This window comes from Shewanella rhizosphaerae (assembly GCF_019457655.1).
GTDB lineage: Bacteria > Pseudomonadota > Gammaproteobacteria > Enterobacterales > Shewanellaceae > Shewanella > Shewanella loihica.
Genome location: NZ_CP080420.1, coordinates 4,511,810 through 4,535,908, shown reverse-complemented (window position 1 = coordinate 4,535,908; position 24,099 = coordinate 4,511,810). Strand labels below are relative to the sequence as shown.

The following is a 24,099-nucleotide window of genomic DNA, read 5'->3' as shown; positions in this document are numbered from 1 at the left end:
CCTATCTTAAATGCGCCTTGTCGCTGGCTGTGGGTTCCTTCTGCGCGAGGCGATAGGGCAAGAGCCTGGATGTATTCACCACGGCGATGCCTTCATCCGAGAGTCTGGACAGATTCGCCTTTAAGAAGCTGATAGTCTCCGGATAGGGGTGGGCGATCACTATGAGTTGCCCCTCCTTGTTCGCCAGCTGGATCAGCTGGTTAAATTGTCTCTCAAGCCCCTGCGGCGATACATCGTTATCCAGAAAGAGTTGTCTTCTCAATAGCGGAATCCCCAGCCTGTTGGCTGCGTCGCTGGCTTTGCTGTACCTGGTGGTCATGCTGTCGACAAAGTAGTTGTCTTGCTGCTTCAGGCTCTCCATTAGCCAGGTCATGGGAGCGTCTAGTTGTGTGAGCAGACTCCCCATATGGTTGTTGACACCTTTGGCGTAGGGGACACTCTTAAAGGCGTCATCGACCGCCCGCTTGAGAGCCTGTTCGCTCATCTGATTGGTCAGTCCGCCTGGACCCATCTCCTTGCCATTTAATGCCTGCATGGGCAGGTGCAACATGATCTCGTGGCCCTTGTCGTGGGCGATGGCGGCAAGCCTTTCGCCCAGAGGGGTATGGGGCAATACTGAGAGGGTGATGTCGCTTGGCAATGCCAACACGGCCTCGTCAGTCTGACGATAACCTATGTCGTCAATGATGATGGAGACCTGGGCGGCGAAGCAGTGTGGCGTGGTAAATAAGACAGCTAATAAGAGTAATAAGCGCACTGTTTTGGTTATTCACTAACTATTTGTTTTTATCCATGAGATCGCCGATTCGATAACCCTATCGTGGGCGCTCTCCTCATGGGGTGTTTGCTCGTCGATTATAGGCATACTTTGTCCGGCAGTCATAGTCTCGCCCGGGATATTTATATCCGGCTCTATGCCGATGGCGTGTATGTCCCTGCCTTTCGGTGTGGTGTAGTGGGCTATGGTCAGCTTGATGGCATTGCCCTCAATAAGAGTGGGGATCAGGCTCTGCACCGTACCCTTACCGAAGCTCTTTTCGCCGATCAGTGTGGCGCGCTTGTTTTCCTGCAGCGCCGCCGCCAGCACCTCCGAGGCCGAGGCCGACCCCTTGTTGATTAGCACGGTAAGCGGCAGCTTGGAGAACATGGTCTGCGGCGAGGCGAAGTAGTCGGAGTTGGCGTCGAAGAAGCGACCCCGGGTAGAGACGATACGCCCCTTGGCGAGGAAGATGTCGGCGATCTTGATCGCCTGATCCAGCAGGCCGCCAGGGTTGTTACGCAGATCCAGGATCAGGCCTGTCATGGGCTCATTTTGCCATTGGGTCAGCAGCTTAATGAGATCTTCGGTAGAGTCGTCCTGGAAGCTGGAGAGTTTGATGTAGCCGATGCCGTTGTCGAGCAACTCGCCCTCTACCGAGTTGACGTCGATAAGGCTAGGGGTGAGTGTCACGTCGAACAGGGCTTCTGAGTTGGCGCGGCTTAACGACAGGTTGATGGCCAGATTATGCTGACTGTGGAACTTGATCTCCTCCAGCACATTTTCGAGTTGCTTGGCTGTTACCGTTTCATTGTTGACTTTGACGATGCGGTCTCCGGGCTGAATGCCTGCGTTGGCGGCAGGCGAATGGGGAAAGGGGCTGATGATGGTGACCTGGTTCTGCTCAGTGGCTATCTCTATGCCGAAACCGAAGTATTCGCCCTTGTTGGCGTCCTTGATGTCGGAGAAAGCCTGGCTGTCGAGGAAGTTTGAATAGGGGTCTAGCTTGCTGAATACCCCCTCAATGGCGGCCTGGATCAGATCTTCCTGAGAGATCTTGTCTACGTAGTAGGTCTCTACCGTGCTGATGATGTCGATGAGGAGAGGGTAATTGACCTTGGGCTGATACTCTTTAGCATTCTCATGGCCGAACAAGGTGATAGAGAGACCTAGGGTCAGCCCTAGGGCGACACAGGTGAAATAGCGGATCATTTGAGACATGGACGACCTCCCCATTACTCGGGGTCGTTGTCGCGTTATCGTCTACAGTATCTCGTAGGATCGACCGCTTGCCCCTTATGCCTTACTTCAAAGTATAGGCCAGGTTCTGTCTGTCCACCCGAGCGTCCGACCAGGGCGATGGTCTCACCCTTCTTAACGCTGTCGCCGGCATCCTTAAGCAGGGTCTGGGCGTGGCCATAGAGGCTCATGTAGCCCTTGCCGTGATCGACCACCATCACCATACCGAAGCCCCTGAGCCAGTCGGCATAGATCACCTTGCCCGAGGCGATGGCGTTGATCGATTGCCCCTCTGGGGCGGCCATCATCACACCCTTCCATTTCACTTCGCCCGAACGTAGGCTGCCGAACCCGGCGCGGATACGGCCCTTGGTCGGCCAGCTAAGCTTCTGGCGGCTGGATAGGCCTTCCATGCTGGGGTTATCTTTCATGGCCCTTAGCGCCTGTTCGACCACCCGCTTCAAGCTGGCTTCCTCTATCTGCAGTTGTTCCAGCTTGGCGCCGTGTGAATTGAGGGTGCGCTCTATCTGTTTCAGGGTCTGCTGACGCTGATGTTGTTCTTGGGTGAGGGCCTTGGCCTGCTTCTCCTGGTTGAGGATCAGCTCGTTGAGCTTGGTTTGCTGGGCCTTCTGCTCAGACTCGACGGCCGTCAGTTCGGTCATCGTCTGTTGCAGCTGCTTGATGGCGTCCATTCTCGCCTTGTTGAGAAACTGATAGTAGGCGAGCAGTCTCTCTATGGTGGCCGGACTCTGCTGATTGAGCAGCATCTTAGTGTAATCGTGGTTGCCCGCCAGATAGGCGCTGGCTAGCTGGTTGGACAGTGTCTTCTGTTGCGTCTGTTTGAGGGTATCAAGCTCTGCCTTGCGGCCGTCTAGCTCGGCCAGTTTCTTGTCGGTTTGTGCCAGTGACGCCCTGGTATTGGTCACCTTTTTTGCCGCTGCGGCGATCGCCTGTTCATCTTTTTTCAGCAGAGAAATCAGCTTCTCGTGTTGGCGACTGGTGTCCTTGAGGGCCGACTGCTGGTTGCTTATCTGTTTCTGAATGGCTTCAAGCTCGGATTGACGCTGCTTCAGGTCGGATGCCTGCGCAGTACAAGAGAGCATGATAAAGCCAGCAAGTATGCTGGCTTTATAGAAACCGGAACATTTAAGCAAAGAGTCGTTACTCGCTTAGGGTAATGATTGAGTGCCCTGTCATCTCTGATGGCACGGTTTGTCCCATCAAGGTTAACATGGTTGGCGCTAAATCACTTAATCTTCCGTTCGGTGCGATCTCACCCTTGCGTCCCACATAGATGAGGGGAACGAGTTCGCTGGTGTGGGCGGTATGCGCCTGGCCAGTTTGCTCGTCGGTCATCTGCTCGGCGTTACCATGATCGGCGGTGATCAGACACTCACCATCTACCTTGGCCAGCGCCTCAACCACACGACCGATACAGGCATCGACTGCCTCACAGGCCTTGACGGCGGCATCGAAGTTGCCGGTATGACCCACCATGTCACCGTTAGGGTAGTTACATATGATCACGTCATATTGGGTCGATTCGATCGCTTCTACCAGTTTGTCGGTCAGCTCGGTCGAGCTCATCTCTGGCTGCAGGTCATAGGTGGCGACCTTAGGCGACTGGATAAGGATCCTGTCTTCACCCTCGAATGGCTCCTCTTTACCGCCATTGAAGAAGAAGGTGACGTGAGCGTATTTCTCGGTTTCCGAGATACGTAGTTGCGTCTTGCCGCTGTTTTGCAGCACTTCGCCCAGTGTGTTGACCAGATCTACCGATGGGTAGGCGACTGGTGCCTTAATGTCGGCGGCGTATTCGGTCAGCATGACGAAGTTGATCTTAGGGGTTACCGCGCGCTCGAAGCCGTCGAACGTTGGGTCGACGAAGCTGCGGGTGATCTGACGCGCACGGTCGGCGCGGAAGTTCATGAAGATCAGTGCGTCGTCGTCATTGAGGGTCGCAACCTGGCCGTCGGCGTCAGTGATGGCCGAGCTGGCAACGAACTCGTCGTTTTCATCGCGGCTATAGGCGGCGTCGAGCGCCTCCACGGCGTCTTGATACTGGTGCAGCGCCTTGCCCTGGGTGATCAGCTCATAGGCTTGCGAGACGCGATCCCAACGGTTGTCTCTGTCCATGGCGTAGTAGCGACCAATCATGGAGGCGATGCGGCCAGTGCCTAGCTCGGCGAACAGCTCGTTGAAGGCCTGCAGGCTGCCCTTGGCGCTTCTTGGCGGCGTGTCACGGCCATCGAGGAAGGCGTGCAGATACACCTGCTTGGCGCCGCGCGCAACCGCCATCTTACACATGGCCTGGATGTGGCTTTCATGGCTGTGTACGCCACCGGGTGACAGTAGCCCCATGATGTGTACGGCGCCGTCTGCGGCGATCGCCTTGTCGACCGCGTCGACAAAGGCGGGGTTAGTGTCGAACTCGCCGTCTGCAATCGACTTACCGATGCGGGTCAGCTCCTGGTAGACCACGCGGCCTGAGCCGATGTTGATGTGGCCAACTTCCGAGTTACCCATCTGGCCGTCGGGTAGGCCGACATCCAAGCCCGAGCCTGAGATCAGGCTGTTGGGGTATTCTTTGTTGAGGCGGTCGAGTACTGGTGTGTTGGCGTGATATACCGCGTTCATGTGGGTATTTTCACGGTAACCCCAGCCATCGAGGATCAGCAGTGCCAATGGGCGTTTGCGTGTCGTCATGGTGGTACCTATTAATGTTAAAAAGAAAACTAGAATTCTGAAATTGGATAAATATTACTACGTACAGGGGCGATCAAAAAGTGATTTACACCGATAGCCCTCATCGAGCCCGTCACAATTTTAGGGATCTCTCAATCTCGGCGCTCTGCCAGAGGTGAACTACATGCTGCAATCTGCCGGGACAATCGGTTATACTCTCAGCCCGAACAGTCTCTCAAGCCACAGAAGTAGGCCGAAAACTATGCAAGAATATATCGAATTTTTTAAAGCCAACCCTATGTTGAGTCTCGCCTGGGTGGGCTTGTTTGCTGCGCTTATTGTGAGCGTTTTTAAGTCTAGTATCTCGAAAGTGAAAACTGTAGATCATCAGCAGGCGACCTTGTTAATTAACAAGCAAGACGCCAAGGTGGTCGATGTGCGCTCTAAGGAAGAGTTTAAGAAAGGCCATATCGTCGACGCGATTAACATGCCGTTAGCAGAAATTAAAAATAATAAGACATCTGCCCTTGAAAAGTTTAAAGCCAGTCCCATTATAATGGTATGCAATGCAGGGATGACCTCGTCGCAAGCGGCTCAGTTGATGGTTAAAGCAGGTTTCGAAACTGTCTATAACCTCAAGGGTGGGATGAGCGAATGGCAACAAAATAACTTACCCGTTGCCAAAACCAAAAGATAACCCACACAAAGTTTGCTTTTATTAAGCATCTTTGATTAGAGTGTCATCTCTTATAAAAAATGGCTTAAATCGCCCATCTGGTGGGATTTAAGGAAATACTAAAATCGGGATGGTGGCTGAGGTCTAGATCAGGACTCGAGTAACAAAGGCCCTGAAGATGATTCTCCATACGGAACGAATCGAACAAAATTGATTAGGTAGGAAATTATGGCTGAAGCAGTAAATAACGAACAACAGGGTCCACAGTTCAACATTCAACGTGTTTACACTAAAGATATCTCTTTCGAAACGCCAAACAGCCCAGCTGTTTTCCAGAAAGAGTGGAACCCAGAAGTTAAGCTAGACCTAGACACTCGCAGCGCTAAGCTGGCCGACGACGTATATGAAGTTGTTCTGTCACTGACTGTTACGGCTAAAAACGGTGAAGAAACAGCTTTCCTATGTGAAGTTCAACAAGCGGGTATCTTCGCTATCTCTGGTCTGACTGATCAGCAGCTGGCTCACTCACTGGGTGCATACTGCCCGAACGTACTTTTCCCATACGCTCGTGAAGCGGTTGGTAGCCTAGTTGCTCGTGGTACTTTCCCACAACTGAACCTAGCGCCAGTTAACTTCGACGCCCTGTTCGCGCAATACGTGCAACAGCGTCAGGCGCAGGCAGAAGCTGCCGGTGAAGCAGCAGAAGCGAACGCTTAATTACGCATGAACAACACTGCCGATATAACGGTACTGGGGGCGGGCTCTTATGGCACCGCCCTTGCTATTTCTTTAGCCAGTAACGGACACAAAACCCTTATTTGGGGCCACGAGCCTGAGCATATCGAGAATCTGAAAAGGGATCGATCCAATGAGGCGTTTCTGCCCGGTATCCCACTGCCGGATCTCTTAATTCCCGAAGCCGACCTTGCAACCGCATTAGCCGCCTCCAACAATGTGTTGGTGGTCGTGCCTAGCCATGTGTTTGGTCTTGTGCTCAAGCAGGCTAAGCCGCTGCTGCGCAAAGATGCCCGCATCGTCTGGGCGACCAAGGGGCTGGAGCCGGAAACCGGTCGTCTGTTGCAGGAAGTGGCGCGCGAGATTTTAGGTGACGAGTATCCGCTGGCGGTATTGTCGGGTCCGACCTTCGCCAAAGAGCTGGCGGCAGGCTTGCCCACTGCAATCTCCGTTGCCGGTACCGATGAGGCCTTCACCAATGACTTGGTGGAGTTGCTGCATAGCCCTAAACGCTTGCGTGTCTACGCCAACGACGACTTTATCGGTCTGCAACTTGGCGGCGCGGTGAAGAACGTTATCGCCATCAGCGCAGGCATGTCAGACGGCATAGGCTTTGGTGCCAATGCCCGCACAGCATTGATCACCCGTGGCTTGGTGGAGCTATCTCGCCTTGGCGAGGCCATTGGCGCTCAACCTTCTACCTTTATGGGCATGGCGGGTCTGGGTGACCTCGTGTTGACCTGTACCGATAACCAGTCCCGCAACCGTCGTTTCGGTTTGGCCCTGGGCCAGGGTAAGGATGTCGATACCGCTCAGGCCGAGATTGGCCAGGTGGTTGAAGGTTACCGTAACACCAAAGAGGTCTATACCCTGGCTAAGCGTCTGGGGGTTGAGATGCCGATCACCGAGCAGGTGTATAAGGTGCTCTACCAGGGCGGAACGCCACACGAGGCGGCTAAGGCCTTGTTGGCGAGAGAGAAAAAGTCGGAGACGACTGACAGCGAATAGTGGCCATCGGCGACTCATGCGAAAAATAACAAAGGGTGCTAAAATAGCGCCCTTTTTTATACAGGGATGTATTTATCCCCGGTGTCCAGGAAGGACAAAGAGGGGATTTGTATATGCCTAAAAATGTTCCAGACATTTTTAGGCATTCCCCCCATTCATGGGGGGCAGATACTTATTCCCGATCACCATGGATGGTGAAAGAGGGGATTTGTATATGGCCAAAAATGTTCCTGACATTTTTAGGCATTTCCCCCATCCATGGGAGTCAGATACTTATCCCCGATCACCATGGATGGTGAAAGAGGGGATTTAACACGGCCAAAATTGTTCCTACATTTTGGCTTTTCCCCGTTTGTGGGGCTGCGTTTGGTTGCTATTAATTTGTTTGAGGCGGTATTTAAGTGAAACATCATGACGTGATCATTATCGGTGCGGGCGCGGCGGGCCTCATGTGCGCAGCGACGGCGGGCTATCGCGGCCGAGACGTCCTGGTGTTAGATAACGGCAAACAGGCGGGGCGCAAGATCTTAATCAGTGGCGGTGGCCGCTGTAACTTCACCAACCAGAAAGTGGAGCCGGCTAACTTTATCTGTGCCAATCCCCACTTCGTCAAGTCGGCCCTGGCGCGCTATTCGTCCCAAGATTTTATCGAGCTAGTGGAGCGCCACGGCATCGAGTATCACCAGCGCGATCATGGCCAGCTGTTCTGTAACGACTCGGCCAAAGAGATAGTCAGCATGCTGCTGACCGAATGCGAATGGGCGGGCGCCGAGGTGCAGCTCAGAACCGATATTCTCGCTATCAGCAAGCAGGATGACGGTCTTTTCAGGCTGGAGACCAGCAAGGGCGAATACAGCTGTGAGTCGCTGGTGGTGGCAACCGGCGGGCTCTCCATGCCTAAGCTTGGGGCCTCGCCTTTCGGCTATCAGATCGCCGAGCAGTTTGGTCTCAAGGTGTTGCCTACTCACGCCGGCCTGGTGCCCTTTACCTGGCACAGTGAACAGAAGCAGAAATTTGAGCCGCTCTCTGGTATTGCGGTGCCCAGTACCATTACCGCCAAAGATGGTACCCAGTTTAGCGAGGCGCTGCTGTTTACCCACAGAGGCCTGTCGGGGCCGGCCATTCTGCAGATCTCCAACTACTGGCAGCCGGGCGAGAGTATCTCTATTAACTTGTTGCCCCAGCTCGACGCCGCCCTGGCATTGAGTGAGGCCCAGGATCAACATCCCAAGCAGAGCCTGCGCAATACCCTGTCGCAGTGGCTGCCGAAACGTCTGGTCGAGGTGTTATTCGACGAGGCGCTGCTTAACATGGCTCTCAATCAGCTGGTGCATGCTCAGCGTGATCAGATAGTGGACAATCTCCACAATTGGCAGCTGCTGATGAATGGCACCGAAGGCTATCGCACCGCCGAGGTGACCCTGGGTGGCGTGGATACCAACGAACTTTCTTCCAAGGATATGCAGAGCAAGAAGGTGCCCGGACTCTATTTTGCCGGTGAGGTGATGGATGTCAGCGGCTGGCTCGGCGGCTTCAACTTCCAGTGGGCCTGGGCATCGGGTGTCGCCGTCGGTCAGGCTGTGTAGGTGTACAGAGACAATAAAGTTTGCCCGTATAAGCATTTTGAAGTGGCATAGTGAATTTGGCTACCTAATTAGAGATGTTAAGGTGCGCCTCATACACTACGGGTGGAACTATGACAAAATGTATAAGAAGTTCAGGAAGTTAATAATAAATGAAAACAAGTATACGTATCATGGTTTTGTTGCTTTCTTTGTTAGTGGCCTTTGGAGGTGTGGCTAAGCCAAGTATTCCTGATCTAGATTTCGAAACCTACGATAAGTTTCCTGCTGATGGTTGGAGGGTATCTGGAGGGGAGGCAGGGTATAGCTTTTCGATTGACGATAAGGCTTTTCAACGTGGGCAGCGATCAGTTTCGGTTGAGTTTAAAGGGGATAAACCTAACGCTGGCTCCTTTGGTTATGGGTTGGCTCTCCAAGCAAAGGGGCAAAACATTAAGCTGAGGGGGGCTGTGAAAACTGAGGGTATTACTGATGGATGGGCGGGGTTGATGCTTAACGTTCACCCTAATCAAGCCTTTAGTAATATGCGAGAACAGAAATTATTCGGTGACAATGATTGGAGGGATTTTGAGATTAGTTTGGATGTTGATCTCAAAAATGCCTCAGCCATTACAGTTGGTGGTCTGTTATCGGGTAATGGGAAGGTTTGGTTCGATGATCTTCAGATACTGATAGACGATAAGCCATTAGTAAGTTCTCAACTACGTGAAATGCCTCGGGCATATAAGGATAACGAATTTGATTCTGGTTCAATGTTGGACTTGTCGTGGTTAGATGAGGCAAGACTAATAAACTTAGACCTTTTAGGAAGAGTGTGGGGTTTTTTGAAATATCACCACCCCAATGTGGGGAAGGGTGATTATAACTGGGATTATGAATTGTTTAGGTTTCTTCCCGATTATCTTTCAGCTGTGGATGCTCAGGAGAGAGACAAGAGTCTGGTAGGCTGGATCGATCGCTTAGGCAAGTTAACTCCCTGTATTGATTGTAAGGTGACAAATCAGGAGTCTGTTCTGAAGCCAGATCATAGATGGTTCTATGAATTCGGTCTATCAAAAGAACTGATCAAAAAATTGAATTCGGTTTATGAGGGACGGAGACAAGGCGCGAGCTTTTATGTAACCACAAACAGCAGGCGTAGGGTCATTTTTTCAAATGAAAAAGCTTATTCTAATATGCCGTATCCAGATGATGGGTTTAGATTATTAGCTTTATACCGGTACTGGAACATCGTTCAATATTTCTTTCCGTATAAGTATTTGACTGATAAGGAGTGGAGTGGTGTTCTAACTGAATATCTTCCATTGTTTCTAGGGGCAAAAAATCGGTTAGATTATGAAAAAGTGACGCTATCTTTAATCGCTGAGCTTAAGGATACGCATGCAAATTTGTGGGCTGGTCGCGGTGAGGTTGAGAAAATGCGAGGTGAATTTTACCCACCAGTTTTCACAAGGTTTGTTGAGGGTGAGCTTGTTGTGGTGGATTTTTACACGGAAAACAAGCGTGATATCAGCGATATGTCCCGTCTGAGCGGCCTGTCTATAGGCGATGTTATTACAGAGATCGATGGTGTCGCCGTGGAAGAGTTGGTTAGGGATAAGCTGCGTTATTACCCGGCATCAAATGAAGCTTCAAGGCTAAGAGATATTGCTCCTGATTTGTTGAGGTCGAATAAGGCTAAAATAGATGTAAGCTTTAGGCGCGACAAGTTAATGGGTAATACGTCGCTAAAATTATTCAAAAAGGATGAGTTGGACTATTTCTATTTGTACCGCAAACCTAAGGGTGAAAAGAGCTATAAAAATATCGATGGGGATATTGGTTACGTTACTTTGGCCACCATTGAAAAAGAGGATGTGGACTCTATAAAAAATCAATTCAAGGATGCGGCAGGCATCATAATTGATATTCGAAATTATCCTAACACTCCATCAATGTATAGTTTGGGTTCGTTTTTCGTAGAAGATAAAAGCGCATTTGCGAAATTCACTTATCCAAACATAAATAACCCTGGCGAGTTTGGCGTTGGTAATGTAGCGGTTCTTAAACCATCGGAAGTGACTTTTAAAGGAAAGCTAGTTGTCTTAGTGAATGAAAATACGCAAAGCCAGGCTGAGTTTACAGCGATGGCGTTCAGGGCGGGTAGAGACACTACGATAATAGGGAGTAAAACGTCAGGCGCTGATGGCAATATGGTTCGCTTGGATCTGCCGGGTGGACTGAGGACGGCATTTTCCGGTCTTGGCGTTTATTATCCTGATGGTGGGGAAACTCAAAGAGTAGGTATTATTCCGGATTTAGAGGTGAAGCAAACCATAGAAGGAGTGAAAGAAGGTAGGGATGAGTTAGTGGAAAAGGCTATTGAGGTTATTAAAATTAGTTCGGTAGGGCGTTAGAGGTATATCAGTAAGCTGTTCCATGATGTCTTCCCTAATTTCAAATCGCTCTCTGTGAGTTTCAATCTTTATTGTTTGCCGACAGTACCACTAGTTAGCTTTGGGAAAGTTTATTGGCACCACACAAGTCGGCGCTAGCTGCGTCCTCACATTCCCTTCCTCTGACGCGAATAATGGCTGGGCTTTTGCGCTCGCTGGCGGTAACTTACCTGTTTAACAGGTTTTTTCGCGAGATCATGAATAAACTTAACTAGAGGTCATGGTCGTTTTGGCTGAGGAGTGCGGGTATTGTCTACATCCAGAGGGGGCTTTAGTCTGTATGCCGGCGTTAAGATGTCGGTGGCGTCTAGCGTCTTCCTGTTATTGCCCATCTATTTCGATGTGATCTCCCGCCAGTTTGCCGAGCCAGTGCTGGCGCTCACCTATGTGGTGACCATAGAACTGGTTGGCTTCTCGCTGGCCTCTATCTGCTGCTTCTTCTGGCAGCGAATGAACTTTATTTCGGAGCGCGGGGTCTTTCTGGCCCTGGCACTCGCACACCTTGGTAGTGCGCTATGCAGCGCGGTGGAGTGGTTTGTGGTCTTGCGTTTCGCCGCCGGTTTCTTTGCCGGCATCTTGATCGTGCGCTGCTTCGATACCCTGTCCCACGACAAGCTGCCCGATGCCGCCTTCGGCCGGGCGATCGCCATGCAGATGCTCTACAGCGGTCTGCTGTTTCTCCTCTACCCTCAGCTGAGGCTACAGGGGGGATTCGATGGCCTGCTGGTGCTGGTGGCGGGCTTCTGTCTGCTGATGGTGCTGTTGCCTGTGGATACCCGGGCGCAGCAGATGCCGATGATCAAAGGGGTGAAGACGGGTAAGGTGTTTCTCTATACCGCGCTGTTTGCCATCCTGATGATCATGTTGGCCAACGTGGGGGCATGGTCCATGCTGAGCGTGGTGGCGACCCGTATAGGCATCAGCGAGATCGATCAGGGAGTGATACTGGCGACCGGAACTCTGTTCAGCCTGCTCGGCGCCGTGAGCGCCTCGCTGTTGGCCAAATATGGCAATCGTCAGCGGGTGATCACCTTCGGGGTGCTGGGGCAAAGCATCGCCATCGTGCTCTTATTCTCGACCCGGGATCCCCTGGTCTATTTCGCGGCGGTGAGCTGTTTCATGTTTATGTGGAACTTCCTGCTGCCCTTCTTCATGGGGGTGATCTCCGAGGCAGACCCCGAGGGGCATGCCATTCGTCTGGCGGTGGCGGCCCAGTCTATCGGCGCTGCGCTGGCTCCGGCTGTGCTGCTCAAGGAGTGGGTGCTGTTCGAGCTGGTGATCTTCCTACTGATCACCCTGCTGCTGATCATGCCCGCCATCTACAACAACAGTCGGCTCAAGCAGCAATAGTTGGCAAGATTTCCAACGCTTAAAGAAACAGCCACCTCATTAGGTGGCTGTTTCGTTTCGACTTAGAAGTAGTAGTTGGCCTGTAACCAGGTGACTGTGTCTTCCTTCATGCGGCCCTGTGGGGTGTCGAAGGGAGCCGTGTACTCTACCTTGGCGCCGATGGAGATGTTGTCGGTCACCATCAAGCCGCCACCTACTTCGACCTGGTTGATGAAGGACTCGTTCTTCACATGGTAGGTGCTCTTAGGGTTGGCATAGACCCAGTGACCCGCGTCGAAACCATACATGGCGTAGACGCCCGCCTGTACCAGGCTGCTACGGTCATACTTGTCATTTTCCAGCGGACGCTTGGTCTGGGTGCCACCCACGCTCAGCATAGGGAAGATAGAGACGTTGTCGTTAAGCTGGAACTTGTAGATCATGCCGCCCAAGATGGTCTGGGTGTTGGCATCGCCAATCACATCCACAGAGTAACCCAGGCCGTCGGTGACATGGAAGTAACGGCCACGGCCGCTGAAGTCGCCGGTATTTTTGTCGCGGTTCAGATCCAACTGATAGATGTTGCTGCCAACGCCCATCATACCGGAGATCTGGTCAACATCTTTGCTGGTGGACACGCCCACAGTGGTGAAGCTGGCGGTTGGGTCACCATAGTTGACCTTCTCTTCGGCTGGCGCCTCGGCGGCCATAGCGTTTAGTGACAGCAGGGCACAGGTGGCGACTGCGATGATTGAGGTTTTTGCGATTAATTTGCTCATAGTCTTGATCTCTAGTCTTGGTTGTAAAATTTACTGGCGTTAGTATCTCCGATGAGCTTTAATCACTAGAGTTAGTAAGTATCTTGTAATCGAATAGGTCGCAAATGTTAAATCTAGAACAACTCAACGCATTTATTGCCGCCGTAGAGAAAGGATCCTTTTCGGCCGCCGCCCGACACATAGGCAAGAGCCAGAGCTCGGTCAGCATAGGGGTGAATAACCTCGAGCTGGATCTTGGGGTCGAGCTGTTTGACCGCAGCACCAAGTATCCTCAGCTCACCGAGCAGGGGGAACGACTCTATCATCAGGCCAAGGCGCTTATGCGCCAGGCGACTCGTATGGAGAGTTATGCCAAGGGGGTGATCGAGGCGGTCGAAGATCAGCTGGTTATCGGCGCCGACCCTCTGGTGCCCATGTCAGTGTTCGACTCGGCGCTGGAGAAGATGGCGGAGAAGTTTCCCTTCACCCGGGTCAAACTGGTGAAGCTAACAGGCAACCACCTTAATAGGGCGATCGAAGCCGATGAGGTTGATGTCGGCTTTAACATCATGTCCGAGGCGGTACCTGAGAATCTGGATTTCATAGGAATTGCGCGTATCGAGTGGGTGTGTATCTGTAGCCCAGACTATAAGTTTGCGGATCTGGAGGCGGTAGACAGCGAGATGTTGATCAACGAGCGGCAGATCGTCTGCTCCAGCATGTTGCAAAACGAGTTTCTGGCCAAGCTTGGGCGCGTGTCTCAGGAAACCTGGGAGGCGTCAGATCTGGATGACATGATACGCCTGGTGGAGCAGGGCATCGGCTGGGGGATCATCCCCTTGAGCATGTATGAAGAGAAGGCGGCCATAGGCACGCTCTCAACCTTTAAGCCTCTCATCGAGAAGGAGACCGGCTTGATCACAGTGGATCTGCTGTGGAAGTCGACCGCGCAGCTGGGCCCGGCGAAGAGCTTCTTCATCGATCTGCTCAAGCGCTAATCATCCACGCGAGCGGTGAGGCATGGCAGCTGAGACAGGGTATTAGTGTCTCAGCAGCTCTATCACCACCTGCTGAATGGCCAGGTCCTGGCCGAATAACGACTCATAAACCACAAATAAGCTGATGATGGCGCCGGCGGTGATCACTGTCATGAACTGATCCATCTTGCCCAGGCTGGTATTTTTGCTAAACATGATAACCTCGATATAACGTGTTGCTGTTGGTGAGGCCATTATCTATTAACAATGTTGCCGCGGTTAATTAATAACCATCTACATTTCGAATAGATTAGCGCTTTTCATCCCCGCCAAACACCCGTCTGATATCCATTCGATAACCTAATAATACCTAGTTAAAAGTATTAAAAACTCCTCTGTATAGTGGTCGCAATTTAATCGTTTGTGGCACATGAGTGTCGATGCTTGAGAAGAGGTCATTATGGGTACGTCAGCCAAAATTATCGCGATTTCCCTTCCAATTCTACTCGCTGCCTGTTCGCAGCAAGCCGAAGTCGACGGGGAGTTCACCGAACAACCTAAGGTCACAGTTCAGGTTATGCAACCTCAGCTGATCCAACTCACCGAACAGTTCATGGGTAAGACCCAGGCGGTCGATCAGGTGGAGATCTTGCCAAAGATCTCCGGTTACCTGATCAGCCAGGTCTATACCGATGGCGCCCACGTTAAGAAGGGGGATCTGCTGTTCGAGATCGACCCTAAGCCGTTTCAGGCCGAGGTCGCCCGCCTAGAGGCGAACCTGGCGCAGAAGACGGCGCAGATGATGCTACAGGCGAAGAAACATGAAAAGGCCCAGGCCTTGCTGACGCAAGATGCCCTGAGCAGCTTGGAGGTCGAGCAGATTGAGGCTGAGCTACTCGGCATGAAGGCCGAGGTGCAGAGCGCCAAGGCTGAGCTCAACTATGCCCAGCTGGATCTGGAAAACACCCATATTTACGCGCCTTTTAACGGCATCATGAGCGACAGCCGCGTGAGTGTCGGCGCCCTGGTTGGCCCAGATGCCGAGCCGCTCACCACACTGGTGAGCAGCGACGCCATGCATGTAGACATCAAGCTGGACGAGAAGCAGTATCTCAACGATCTGCAGAAGCGCGTGCAGGCGGGCGAGGAGATAGCGTCTCCCGAGATGGCGCTGACCCTGGCCAATGGCACCCTGTACAACCATAAGGGTGAGGTCGACTTCATCGACAACCATGTAGACAGCCGCAGCGGTTCTATCCGTTTTCGTGTGACCTTCCCTAATCCAGAAGGCCTGCTGGTGCCTGGCCAATTCGTCTCTGTGTCCTCGCGCGAGCAGGTGGCCCAGCAACAGCTGGTGGTGCCTCAAGCCGTGGTGCAGGAAGATCAGGGCGGTCGCTACGTGTTGACCGTTAACCAGGACAATGTGGTCGAGGCCCGTTACGTCAAGCTGGGTCTGCGTCAGGCCAATACCTGGATAGTGCAGGATGGCCTGCAAGCCGGTGAGCGCGTGATACTCAGCGGTCTACAGTCGGTGCGTGCCGGCGTCGAAGTCGACGTGCAGCAGCCAGTCGCCCTAGCTAAGAAGGGGTAACAACTCATGGCCGATTTCTTCATTAATCGCCCCAAGTTCGCCATCGTACTCTCGATTGTGCTGACCTTGGCCGGCTTACTCAGTCTGGCAAGAATGCCAGTATCGCAATTTCCCAGCATAGTGCCGCCCTCTATCGAGGTGTTTGCCGTGTTCCCAGGTGCCGACCATAACACCATACGCAACACGGTCGCCTCGGTGATCGAACAGGAGATCAACGGCGTCGAGGACATGATCTATATTGAGTCCAAGTCGAACAACGATAACACCTACCTGGCCTATGTGACCTTTGCCATTGGCACAGATCCCGACAAGGCCCAGGTGCTGGTGCAGAACCGGGTCAACAAGGCGATGGCCAAGTTACCCGAAGAGGTTAAGCGTCAGGGGGTGACGGTCGAGAAGGTGGCTAACTCCATCTTGATGACGGTCAACACCTACTCGCCTAACGGCAGCCACGACAACCTCTACCTGTCTAACTATGCCTCGCTCAACATCAAAGATGCCCTGCTGAGGGTGAAAGGTGTGGGCAAGGTGCAGGTGATCGGTGAGCAGAACTACTCGATGCGCGTCTGGCTAAACCCAGAGAAGATGGCCGCCAAGGCGATCACCGCCAACGATGTGGCCGCAGCCATCAGCGCACAAAACACCACGGTTGCCGCCGGTAAGCTGGGCGAGCGTCCTTCATCCGGTAATCAGGTGTTCCAATACACGATTCAGACCAAGGGTCGCTTGGTGGATGTCGAGGAGTTTGAAAACATCATACTGCGCGCCGACAACCAGGCCGGTTTCATCACACTGAAAGACGTGGCCCGTGTCGAGCTGGCGGCGGAGCAATACTCTGCCATGGCTACCTACGGCAAGAATGAGAGCCCTATCCTGGCCATCTATCAGGCGCCGGGTGCCAACGCCCTCGAGGTTGCCGAAGGGGTACGCGCCGAGATGGAGCGTCTCAGTCAGCGTTTCCCTGCCGATATGGAGCATGTGATCAGCTACGACTCCACCACCTTTATCGAGGTGTCTATGGATGAGGTGTTCGAGACCCTCTATATCGCCATCGGCCTGGTAGTCGTCGTGACCTTCCTCTTCTTGCAGAGCTGGCGCGCGACCCTGATCCCTTCGATCGCCATTCCCGTCTCGCTCATCGGCACCTTCGTGGTGATGGCGGCCATGGGGATAGATATCAACACCATCTCCATGTTCGGCCTGATCTTGGCTATCGGTGTGGTGGTGGATGCGGCCATCGTGGTGATAGAGAACGTCGAACGCCTGATGAGCGAGGAGCATCTCGACAGCAAGGCGGCGACCTCTAAGGCGATGAAAGAGGTGACAGCCCCCCTTATCGCCTCGGCACTGGTGCTGCTGGCGGTATTCGGTCCAGTCTCCTTCGCCCCTGGCCTGGTAGGCCAGATGTATCAACAGTTTGGTGTGACCATCTCGGTATCGACAGTGATCTCGACCGTGGTCGCCCTCACCCTGACACCAGCACTGTGCGCCGCACTGATGCGCCACGAGGCGCCTAAGACACGTGGCCCATTGGCCTGGTTCAACCAATTCATCAACAGACTGACCAATGGTTATGTCTCGTCGGTGGGCTTCTTCGGTAAGCGTCTGATGCTTTCGGGTGTGCTGCTGGCCCTGTTGATGGGCGCTATCGTGCTGCTGGGCGACAACATGCCTAAGGGCTTTATCCCGGCGGAAGATCAGGGCTCATTCATGGTGGATATGAACCTACCGGAAGCCTCGGCGCTGGACAGAACTGACAAGATGGTCGATGAGATGATCAGCGAGGTCAGTGCCCTCGAAGGGGTCAAGCATGTGGTGGCCGCCAAGGGTTATAGCCTGCTCAAGGGCGCCTCATCGTCTAACTCTGGCATGATGATCGTGGTGCTGGACGACTGGAGCGAGCGCCAGACGGCAGAAACCTCAGAGTTTGCGCTGGTGGCTCAGGTACAGGCGATTATCGATCAGAACAAAGATGTCACCGGCATGGCGTTTTCTATGCCAGCCATTCCCGGCCTGGGTAATGCCGGCGGTCTGACCCTGCAGGTTGAGGATCTCAGCGGTCGCAGCGTCGAACAGATGGCGCCCGCGCTGGATGGTTATCTGGCGGCGCTCAACGATGCCGACGAGATCGCCATGGCCTTCACCACCTATAGTGCCAATGTGCCACAGCTCTATTTGGATGTGGACAGAGCAAAGGCGATGGCGCTGGGGGTCGATCTTAACGAGGTCAACAGCACGCTGTCTGCCATGATGGGCAATATGTATGTCAATGATTTCACTAAGTTCGGTAAGAACTATCAGGTGAACCTGCAGGCGGAGCAATCTTACCGCTCGCAAGAGAAAGACCTGGAGCAGATCTATGTACGCGCCCTGTCTGGCGAGATGGTCAAGCTGTCGAGCTTCGCCACCTACAAGCCGTTGGTGGGCTCAGACAACACCGCCCGCTACAACCTGTACAACACGGCGCAGGTGATTGCGATTCCGGCCGACGGTTACAGCTCGGGTGAGGCCATCGCCGCCATGGAGCAGATTGCCGACACCAGCCTGCCACAGGGCTACGCCTACGAGTGGACCGGCATGACTTATCAGGAGCTACAGGCGGGCGATTCGGCGCCTATCCTGTTCGCTCTAGCGCTGCTGTTCACCTACCTCTTCCTGGTGGCGCAGTACGAGAGCTGGATGATCCCACTGGCGATTATCCTCTGTGTACCGACGGCGCTGTTTGGTGCCCTGGGCTTCACCGCCCTGGCGGGTGGCAGTATCAACCTCTACACCCAGGTGGGCCTGGTATTGCTTATCGGTATGGCGAGTCGCAACGCGATTCTGATTGTCGAGTTTGCCAAGGTGCTGCGTGAAGAGAAGGGGCTCTCCATCATGGAGGCGGCAAAGCAGGCGATTGCCCTGCGTCTGCGAGCGGTATTGATGACGGCTTTCTCCTTCATCCTGGGGGTATTGCCTCTGGTTATCGCCTCGGGGGCGGGCTCAGCCAGCCGTAACGCCCTGGGTATTGCCAGCTTTGGCGGCATGTTGATTGCCACAGTGATCGGCTGTCTCCTGGTGCCAATCTGTTTCATCGCACTGCAACGCCTGCGTGAGCTACGACGCTCACCCAAGGCGACTGAAGTGACGGCTTAAGGTTTATGTTCTCCGCCGGCGTATCAATGTTTTGGCTGACGGCGTTGCCGGTTGGAGAACACTTTATTCTGCTGCCAAGTTGGCGCAGGGGGTTATCATGCAACATAAGACGAGATTCGATCGCATCAGGTATCTAGTAGGGTTCGAGCTGGGGGCCATGGTGTTAGCCGTGCCCCTGGGTGCCTGGCTGACCTCGGTCGATTCTCGTGCCTTGTTGGCCCTGGCCATAGGCATGTCGCTGATTGCCGCGGCCTGGAACTATGGCTATAACCTGCTGTTCGACAGAGCCATGCTCTACTTCAAGTCGACCATGGTGAAATCCATGGCAGACAGAGTCTGGCACAGCCTGTTGTTTGAGCTGGGGCTGCTGTTTATTTCTGTGCCCATCATGGCGGCCTATCTGTCCATCTCGCTGTGGCAGGCCTTCTGGCTGGATATCGGCTTCGTGGTCTTCTATCTGGTCTTCAACTACTGTTATACCTACCTCTACGAGAAATTTTTCTACGCGTCGCGGGGCTAAGGCCTCGCGCTTGGCGCATTCCCACCAACCTATTACCAAATCGAATGATAGCTAACTAAAGCTATTCGCTTTTTGCGCTTATCATGACCTCGACATTAACAGCATGATTCGGAGCATAAGATGAAATTCAAACCCTTGTTACTCGCTTTATCCCTGAGTGCGGCTTCTGGTTTCGCCATGGCCGATTACTGTGACGACACCCTGGGCGACGTGGTGGCCGGTGCCATCGAAGGTGGCCTCATAGGCACTGCCGCGGGTGCCATCGCCGACGGTGGTGAAGGCGCTAAGCGTGGTGCGGCCATCGGTGGTGCCATTGGCGCGATCGACGGCCTGGTGGAAGGCGAGGTGAAACGCGAGCGCTGCAAGCGTGACATCGAAGACATTGAAGACGCCATCATAGAGCAAGAGATCGAAGACGCTTACATCGAAGATGCGATCATAGATGACGCCATCATCAACGGTTATTAACAGAATGCGCTTCCCGCATAGACCTTAGCGACGAAAGGGTTTCTCGCTAAGGTCATCCCAACTCCCGAGGCAGAAGATTATGGCAACCCCCAGCTACCCCAGCCTTTTAGTACTCAGCCTGAGCCTACTAACCGGTGCTAGTCAGGCAGGTTTCACCGATCAGTTTAAGGATCCCACCGATGGCCGTGTCGATGCCAGTCAGTGGATCCTCAATAACGCCCACGGCTTCATGCCTGTGCCGATTCTGATCACCGAGCCTGCGGTAGGGGTGGGCGGCGGCGCCGCCCTGCTGTTCTTCCATGAGTCTGAGTCGCAACGGCAGAAGCGGCTCGAAGACCCCCTGGCCGTGGCCGAGATCCCGCCGAGCGTTACGGGCGTGGTGGCCGCCGGTACCAATAACGGTACCAAGCTGGGTGGCCTGTTTCATTCGGGTAACTGGCTGGAAGACAGGGTGCGATATCTGGGTGGCATCTTCGCCGCCGATCTCAAGCTCAAGGCCTACACGGGTATCGATGCCCCGGCCATGGGTTTCTCGCTGCAAGGCTGGCACCTGTTTCAAGATATCGATGTACGCCTGGGAGAGAGCAACTTCTTCCTCGGCGGTGAATATAGCTATACCCGCTCCGAGGCCGAGTTCGACCTGGGCGGCGAGCATCCGCTCAACCAGGAGAGCGCCATGGTCGATAGCGATGGCGCCCTGGGGGTCAAGCTCACCTACGACAGCACGGACAACCATTTCTCGCCCCGCAGCGGTATCAAGGCGCGGCTGAAGAGCACCCAGCACGACAAACGACTCGGCGGCGATTTCGACTATCGCACCGACAGCGCCTTCCTGCATGCCTACCACAGGCTGAATGCCAAGTGGGGCGTCAACATGCGTCTGGATACCAAGTCGCTCTCGGGCGATGCCCCCTTCTACGCCTTGCCTTACCTGGACATGCGCGGCATGCCGGCGATGCGTTATCAGGGGGATGATACCGCCCTGGGAGAGGTCGAGGTGAGTTATGACCTAGACGATCGCTGGACCCTGCTGGGCTTTGCCGGCGCCGGTAAGGCTGTGATGGCAGATGAGCGTTTTGCCGATAGCCCCTGGCTCAAGACTCAGGGGGTGGGCTTTCGTTACCTGATGGCGCGCCAGCTCGGGCTGCGCACGGGGATGGATATCGCCAAGGGACCAGAGGAGTGGACCCTGTATTTACAGGTCGGTGGGGCCTGGTAAGTCATTTTTGATTAGCACAAGAGGTAATTCCTATGGCCAATTTAAATAAAGTGTGTGAACCCGTCGGCGGCGTAGAGCAGTTCCTATTGCCCGAGTTGCCGTTACTCAAGCAGCGTCGCTCTAAGCTGGTGGGCGTGCTGGGCAGCCTGATGGTCGCGCTTATGCTGTCGATTATTGCCAGCCAACCCGTGCGCGCCGAGTGGGAATGTGCCGCCGGCGACTATGACTGCATCGAGCTCAATCACGATGTTATCGAGCGTGCGCTGGACGAGCGCCTGGCTAAGTTCGAGGCGCAGAAGAAGGCCGAGCAGGCTGAGCAGAAGCAGCGTCAACTTCAGGCCGACAGACTCTGTCTTGCCGATGACGATCCTTACCATTCTCGCGTCGACGAGTGTGAAAGATAACCCCTGGTGGCAGGGTGAGCGCCTCGCATTTTGAGGTGCTTAACCCTGCTGCATCTATTTCCTCAGCCTCCCTGTGTTTCTGCGTGCTTGCCGCACCGCTTGTGCTGTTTTTCAGGCTTCTTACTCAGCCTCAGATTAACTTAGGCTCTGACTAACCTTATTTGCCGACCATCTTTGCTAATCACTCCCCTTAGCCGTTTTGCCTCGGTTTATATCTGCCTCGGTTTATATCTGCCGAAGGTTTATTTCCGCCGAAAGCTTTTTAGGAGCCAGGGTTGCCTGTCGTTAGGGCTTTGCTCATTTCTCTCATTAAGCTGATTAATTTAACGCCCCAAGCGCTTCATTTTCTGCCATAAAAGTTCGGCCGAGCGTTAGATGACGAGCAGTTTGCCTGCCATTAAGTCGCTGTTTAATCGAAATATGGGGGGAGGCGGCGGAGATTTTTAAGGTGCAGAAGGATAAGTTTTAGCTGTTATGGCGTGAGTTTCCTGAACCTAAGCTGACAGATCCCTCCTTAAGAAAGTGTTGTTCGTCCGTTTTTTAACTCTGCTTAAAATTGCATCGTAGATTTTCAGTTTGGCATAACGCGTTGAAATTATTGTGTTAGTTTCCGTTGGCGCTTGTGTGGCGTCACGTAAGACTGTCTTTCATGTATTTGAATATCGAATAGTTTCTAATTCAATATTTGCAAAAGTCGCAAGGAAAATGGCCCCCATCTGACGAGCCAAGGTTTGATGCTCGTGAGAGACATTCATCAAAATATAGATATGGGGAATATACATGAAAAAGTCAGCTATTGTTGTTGCTACATTACTTGCGTTATCTGCCGGTGCGGCTAACGCCGACGTGCTAAACGGCTTTACCGGTAAGGTAGAGGCTGAGCACACCACTCAAGACAAGTCGACTAACCTGGAAGCCAGAATTGGCTACGATTTCAACTTCGGCGCCGTGTCTGTGATCCCGTTTGCGTCAGTTGAGACCCAATATGAAGACAAGCGTTTCAACGACGGTTCATTCGGCGGTGGTCTGCGTGTACAGACTAATTTCGATAACTTCTATGCTTATGCCGAAGGCCGTGCGATGCGCAAAGACCGCATCAAGGTCTATGGTGCAGCGCCTATGGATATCACAGGCAATGGTGCCGAGGTGATTGTAGATTCAACCGTTAAAGAGTACCGCGCCGAGGTGGGTACAGGTTACCAGTTCGATAGCGGCTTATTCGCCGGTGTCGAGGCGTCATACACACGTGATCGTTTCGAAGGTGTTAACTCAAATACCCGCAACGTATTCGCCGTTGCCGGCTATGAGTTCATCGACAACCTGTCTGCCTATGTCAAGGTGGGCCGCGAAGACTCAGGCGAGCTGGCCGTGCCTTATGCCAATGACGCGACTAAGTGGGAAACCAAGTCGGTTATCGGCTTAACCTACCGCTTCTAAGCATTCATGATTTAAAAAAAGGGCCTGTTGGCCCTTTTTCATTTTACGTCTTTGCTCTCTCCATCTTTGCCTCAATCGCCTTGGGCCAAACCCGCTTGCCATCTGCCCTGACATCTGTGATGTTAATGATGGGATTTACGGATGAAAAAATCCTTTCTGCTACACTTAAAAATATCTCTATCCATTTGAAACATTGCGGCTAATTGCTCATGGCTGATTAGGGGATTGCATGGAAGAACAATCTGTAGTGCTGGTGGTTGATGATGTGAAGACCAATGTGCTGATCATGAGGCAGTGTCTGAAGGAGATGTTTCAGGTTTGGACCGCCGATAGCGGCGAGGAGTGCCTCAGGGTCGCCAAGCAGAAACCCGACATCATCTTGCTGGATGTGCTGATGCCCGGCATGGACGGCTATCAGGTGTGTCGTCAGCTGAAGGCCGATCCCGAGACCGCCGAGATCCCCATCATCTTCGTGACCGCCAAAGACTCAGACGAAGACGAGCAGAAGGGGCTGGAGATAGGCGCGGTGGACTATATTACCAAGCCGATCCGTCCGGCGATTGTGCGCGCCCGTGTCAGTACCCATATCCAACTCAAGCAGCATAGCGACAAGCTTAAATTCATGGCGCTGCACGACCAGCTCACCGGCCTCTACAACCGTCACTTCCTCGCCGAGCGCGCCGCCCAGAGTCTCTCCGCCATGGTGAGGCACCAGCAGGAGCTCTCCATCGTGATGCTGGATCTGGATCACTTCAAGAAGATCAATGACTTCAATGGCCACCATATCGGCGATCTCGTGCTGCAGGCGGTGGCCAAGCTGTTGCAGGACTGCTTTCGCAAGGAAGATGTGGTGGCGCGCATGGGCGGCGAGGAGTTTGTCATCCTGATGGAGTGCGGCCTGGATATCGCCAGAGAGAAGACAGAGGATGTGCGTCAGCAACTGGCACGCCTCAACCCCATGGGCCTGGAGGTGACCGGCAGCTTCGGCGTGGTGACTGCCAATCCCCAGAACGCCGAACTCTCTCACCTCTTGGTGTTGGCCGACGAGGCCGTGTACAAGGCTAAGGCCGATGGGCGCAACTGTGTGGTCTGTTATCAGGATGGCGCCTATCTGACGGTAGAACATGATTAAGGAAGAATAAC

21 protein-coding genes are annotated in these 24,099 nt (G+C 53.4%); 15 read left to right on the top strand and 6 right to left on the bottom strand.

The window, feature by feature from the left end; all coding sequences use genetic code 11:
- Position 1: 1 nt before the first annotated feature.
- The 4 genes from K0I63_RS19730 to gpmM are packed head-to-tail and all read right to left on the bottom strand — an operon-like array spanning position 2 to position 4,702.
- On the bottom strand, positions 2-757 hold the full coding sequence (locus tag K0I63_RS19730) for a divergent polysaccharide deacetylase family protein (protein ID WP_220082132.1): 756 nt from the start codon (positions 755-757) through the stop codon (positions 2-4).
- Between the two features lie 15 nt (positions 758-772).
- Complete coding sequence (locus K0I63_RS19725) at positions 773-1,978, bottom strand: S41 family peptidase (RefSeq protein ID WP_220082131.1); 1,206 nt, start codon at positions 1,976-1,978, stop codon at positions 773-775.
- A gap of 35 nt (positions 1,979-2,013) precedes the next feature.
- Positions 2,014-3,099: a murein hydrolase activator EnvC family protein gene (locus tag K0I63_RS19720; protein WP_220082130.1), complete on the bottom strand. Its 1,086-nt coding sequence runs from the start codon at positions 3,097-3,099 to the stop codon at positions 2,014-2,016.
- A gap of 58 nt (positions 3,100-3,157) precedes the next feature.
- On the bottom strand, positions 3,158-4,702 hold the full coding sequence (gene gpmM, locus K0I63_RS19715) for a 2,3-bisphosphoglycerate-independent phosphoglycerate mutase (protein WP_220082129.1): 1,545 nt from the start codon (positions 4,700-4,702) through the stop codon (positions 3,158-3,160).
- A gap of 241 nt (positions 4,703-4,943) precedes the next feature.
- On the opposite strand from gpmM, the gene K0I63_RS19710 reads away from it, so the two are divergent.
- The 6 genes from K0I63_RS19710 to K0I63_RS19685 all read left to right on the top strand — a co-directional run bounded on the left by K0I63_RS19710 (position 4,944) and on the right by K0I63_RS19685 (position 12,468).
- Positions 4,944-5,378 carry a rhodanese-like domain-containing protein gene (locus K0I63_RS19710; protein WP_041406823.1) on the top strand — a complete coding sequence of 145 codons (435 nt, stop codon included), beginning with the start codon at positions 4,944-4,946 and terminating at the stop codon, positions 5,376-5,378.
- Between the two features lie 207 nt (positions 5,379-5,585).
- Positions 5,586-6,074 carry a protein-export chaperone SecB gene (gene secB, locus K0I63_RS19705; protein WP_011867598.1) on the top strand — a complete coding sequence of 163 codons (489 nt, stop codon included), beginning with the start codon at positions 5,586-5,588 and terminating at the stop codon, positions 6,072-6,074.
- Positions 6,075-6,080: 6 nt separating this feature from the next.
- Positions 6,081-7,100 (top strand): NAD(P)H-dependent glycerol-3-phosphate dehydrogenase, encoded by a 1,020-nt coding sequence (gene gpsA, locus K0I63_RS19700; RefSeq protein WP_011867597.1) that lies wholly within the window; start codon positions 6,081-6,083, stop codon positions 7,098-7,100.
- A gap of 401 nt (positions 7,101-7,501) precedes the next feature.
- Positions 7,502-8,686 carry a BaiN/RdsA family NAD(P)/FAD-dependent oxidoreductase gene (locus K0I63_RS19695; RefSeq protein ID WP_220082128.1) on the top strand — a complete coding sequence of 395 codons (1,185 nt, stop codon included), beginning with the start codon at positions 7,502-7,504 and terminating at the stop codon, positions 8,684-8,686.
- Positions 8,687-8,835: 149 nt separating this feature from the next.
- Entirely contained in the window at positions 8,836-11,079 is a 2,244-nt protein-coding gene (locus K0I63_RS19690; RefSeq protein ID WP_220082127.1) for a S41 family peptidase, read from the top strand.
- Positions 11,080-11,367: 288 nt separating this feature from the next.
- On the top strand, positions 11,368-12,468 hold the full coding sequence (locus K0I63_RS19685; protein ID WP_220082126.1) for an MFS transporter: 1,101 nt from the start codon (positions 11,368-11,370) through the stop codon (positions 12,466-12,468).
- A 62-nt stretch (positions 12,469-12,530) separates the two neighbouring features.
- Here K0I63_RS19685 and K0I63_RS19680 read toward each other — a convergent pair whose 3' ends face one another.
- Positions 12,531-13,226 (bottom strand): hypothetical protein, encoded by a 696-nt coding sequence (locus K0I63_RS19680; protein ID WP_011867593.1) that lies wholly within the window; start codon positions 13,224-13,226, stop codon positions 12,531-12,533.
- A gap of 104 nt (positions 13,227-13,330) precedes the next feature.
- Here K0I63_RS19680 and K0I63_RS19675 point away from each other — a divergent pair, with 104 nt between their 5' ends.
- Entirely contained in the window at positions 13,331-14,203 is an 873-nt protein-coding gene (locus K0I63_RS19675; RefSeq protein ID WP_220082125.1) for a LysR family transcriptional regulator, read from the top strand.
- A gap of 42 nt (positions 14,204-14,245) precedes the next feature.
- Here K0I63_RS19675 and K0I63_RS19670 read toward each other — a convergent pair whose 3' ends face one another.
- Positions 14,246-14,398: a hypothetical protein gene (locus tag K0I63_RS19670; protein ID WP_190272401.1), complete on the bottom strand. Its 153-nt coding sequence runs from the start codon at positions 14,396-14,398 to the stop codon at positions 14,246-14,248.
- A gap of 244 nt (positions 14,399-14,642) precedes the next feature.
- On the opposite strand from K0I63_RS19670, the gene K0I63_RS19665 reads away from it, so the two are divergent.
- From K0I63_RS19665 to K0I63_RS19630, 8 genes are all read left to right on the top strand, one after another.
- Complete coding sequence (locus K0I63_RS19665) at positions 14,643-15,773, top strand: efflux RND transporter periplasmic adaptor subunit (RefSeq protein WP_011867591.1); 1,131 nt, start codon at positions 14,643-14,645, stop codon at positions 15,771-15,773.
- Between the two features lie 6 nt (positions 15,774-15,779).
- Complete coding sequence (locus K0I63_RS19660) at positions 15,780-18,908, top strand: efflux RND transporter permease subunit (protein WP_220082124.1); 3,129 nt, start codon at positions 15,780-15,782, stop codon at positions 18,906-18,908.
- A 97-nt stretch (positions 18,909-19,005) separates the two neighbouring features.
- A complete protein-coding gene (locus K0I63_RS19655) occupies positions 19,006-19,428 on the top strand; it encodes a PACE efflux transporter (RefSeq protein WP_011867589.1) in 423 nt (140 codons plus the stop codon).
- Between the two features lie 120 nt (positions 19,429-19,548).
- Complete coding sequence (locus K0I63_RS19650; protein WP_220082123.1) at positions 19,549-19,896, top strand: hypothetical protein; 348 nt, start codon at positions 19,549-19,551, stop codon at positions 19,894-19,896.
- A gap of 79 nt (positions 19,897-19,975) precedes the next feature.
- On the top strand, positions 19,976-21,115 hold the full coding sequence (locus K0I63_RS19645; protein WP_220082122.1) for a BamA/TamA family outer membrane protein: 1,140 nt from the start codon (positions 19,976-19,978) through the stop codon (positions 21,113-21,115).
- Between the two features lie 32 nt (positions 21,116-21,147).
- A complete protein-coding gene (locus K0I63_RS19640) occupies positions 21,148-21,519 on the top strand; it encodes a hypothetical protein (protein WP_220043757.1) in 372 nt (123 codons plus the stop codon).
- A 780-nt stretch (positions 21,520-22,299) separates the two neighbouring features.
- Complete coding sequence (locus K0I63_RS19635) at positions 22,300-22,956, top strand: porin family protein (RefSeq protein ID WP_220082121.1); 657 nt, start codon at positions 22,300-22,302, stop codon at positions 22,954-22,956.
- 229 nt (positions 22,957-23,185) lie between these two features.
- Positions 23,186-24,088: a diguanylate cyclase gene (locus K0I63_RS19630; RefSeq protein ID WP_220072671.1), complete on the top strand. Its 903-nt coding sequence runs from the start codon at positions 23,186-23,188 to the stop codon at positions 24,086-24,088.
- The last annotated feature ends 11 nt before the right edge of the window (positions 24,089-24,099 follow it).

Bases quoted from the DNA above. Each gene is read 5' to 3' on its own strand.
- K0I63_RS19635 (WP_220082121.1), top strand. From the start codon at position 22,300: ATGAAAAAGTCAGCTATTGTTGTTGCTACATTACTTGCGTTATCTGCC.
- gpsA (WP_011867597.1), top strand. From the start codon at position 6,081: ATGAACAACACTGCCGATATAACGGTACTGGGGGCGGGCTCTTATGGC.
- K0I63_RS19725 (WP_220082131.1), bottom strand. From the start codon at position 1,978: ATGTCTCAAATGATCCGCTATTTCACCTGTGTCGCCCTAGGGCTGACC.
- K0I63_RS19630 (WP_220072671.1), top strand. From the start codon at position 23,186: ATGGAAGAACAATCTGTAGTGCTGGTGGTTGATGATGTGAAGACCAAT.
- K0I63_RS19675 (WP_220082125.1), top strand. From the start codon at position 13,331: ATGTTAAATCTAGAACAACTCAACGCATTTATTGCCGCCGTAGAGAAA.
- K0I63_RS19650 (WP_220082123.1), top strand. From the start codon at position 19,549: ATGAAATTCAAACCCTTGTTACTCGCTTTATCCCTGAGTGCGGCTTCT.
- secB (WP_011867598.1), top strand. From the start codon at position 5,586: ATGGCTGAAGCAGTAAATAACGAACAACAGGGTCCACAGTTCAACATT.
- K0I63_RS19665 (WP_011867591.1), top strand. From the start codon at position 14,643: ATGGGTACGTCAGCCAAAATTATCGCGATTTCCCTTCCAATTCTACTC.
- K0I63_RS19710 (WP_041406823.1), top strand. From the start codon at position 4,944: ATGCAAGAATATATCGAATTTTTTAAAGCCAACCCTATGTTGAGTCTC.
- K0I63_RS19655 (WP_011867589.1), top strand. From the start codon at position 19,006: ATGCAACATAAGACGAGATTCGATCGCATCAGGTATCTAGTAGGGTTC.
- K0I63_RS19690 (WP_220082127.1), top strand. From the start codon at position 8,836: ATGAAAACAAGTATACGTATCATGGTTTTGTTGCTTTCTTTGTTAGTG.
- K0I63_RS19670 (WP_190272401.1), bottom strand. From the start codon at position 14,398: ATGTTTAGCAAAAATACCAGCCTGGGCAAGATGGATCAGTTCATGACA.
- K0I63_RS19720 (WP_220082130.1), bottom strand. From the start codon at position 3,099: ATGCTCTCTTGTACTGCGCAGGCATCCGACCTGAAGCAGCGTCAATCC.
- K0I63_RS19680 (WP_011867593.1), bottom strand. From the start codon at position 13,226: ATGAGCAAATTAATCGCAAAAACCTCAATCATCGCAGTCGCCACCTGT.
- K0I63_RS19645 (WP_220082122.1), top strand. From the start codon at position 19,976: ATGGCAACCCCCAGCTACCCCAGCCTTTTAGTACTCAGCCTGAGCCTA.
- K0I63_RS19640 (WP_220043757.1), top strand. From the start codon at position 21,148: ATGGCCAATTTAAATAAAGTGTGTGAACCCGTCGGCGGCGTAGAGCAG.
- K0I63_RS19660 (WP_220082124.1), top strand. From the start codon at position 15,780: ATGGCCGATTTCTTCATTAATCGCCCCAAGTTCGCCATCGTACTCTCG.
- gpmM (WP_220082129.1), bottom strand. From the start codon at position 4,702: ATGACGACACGCAAACGCCCATTGGCACTGCTGATCCTCGATGGCTGG.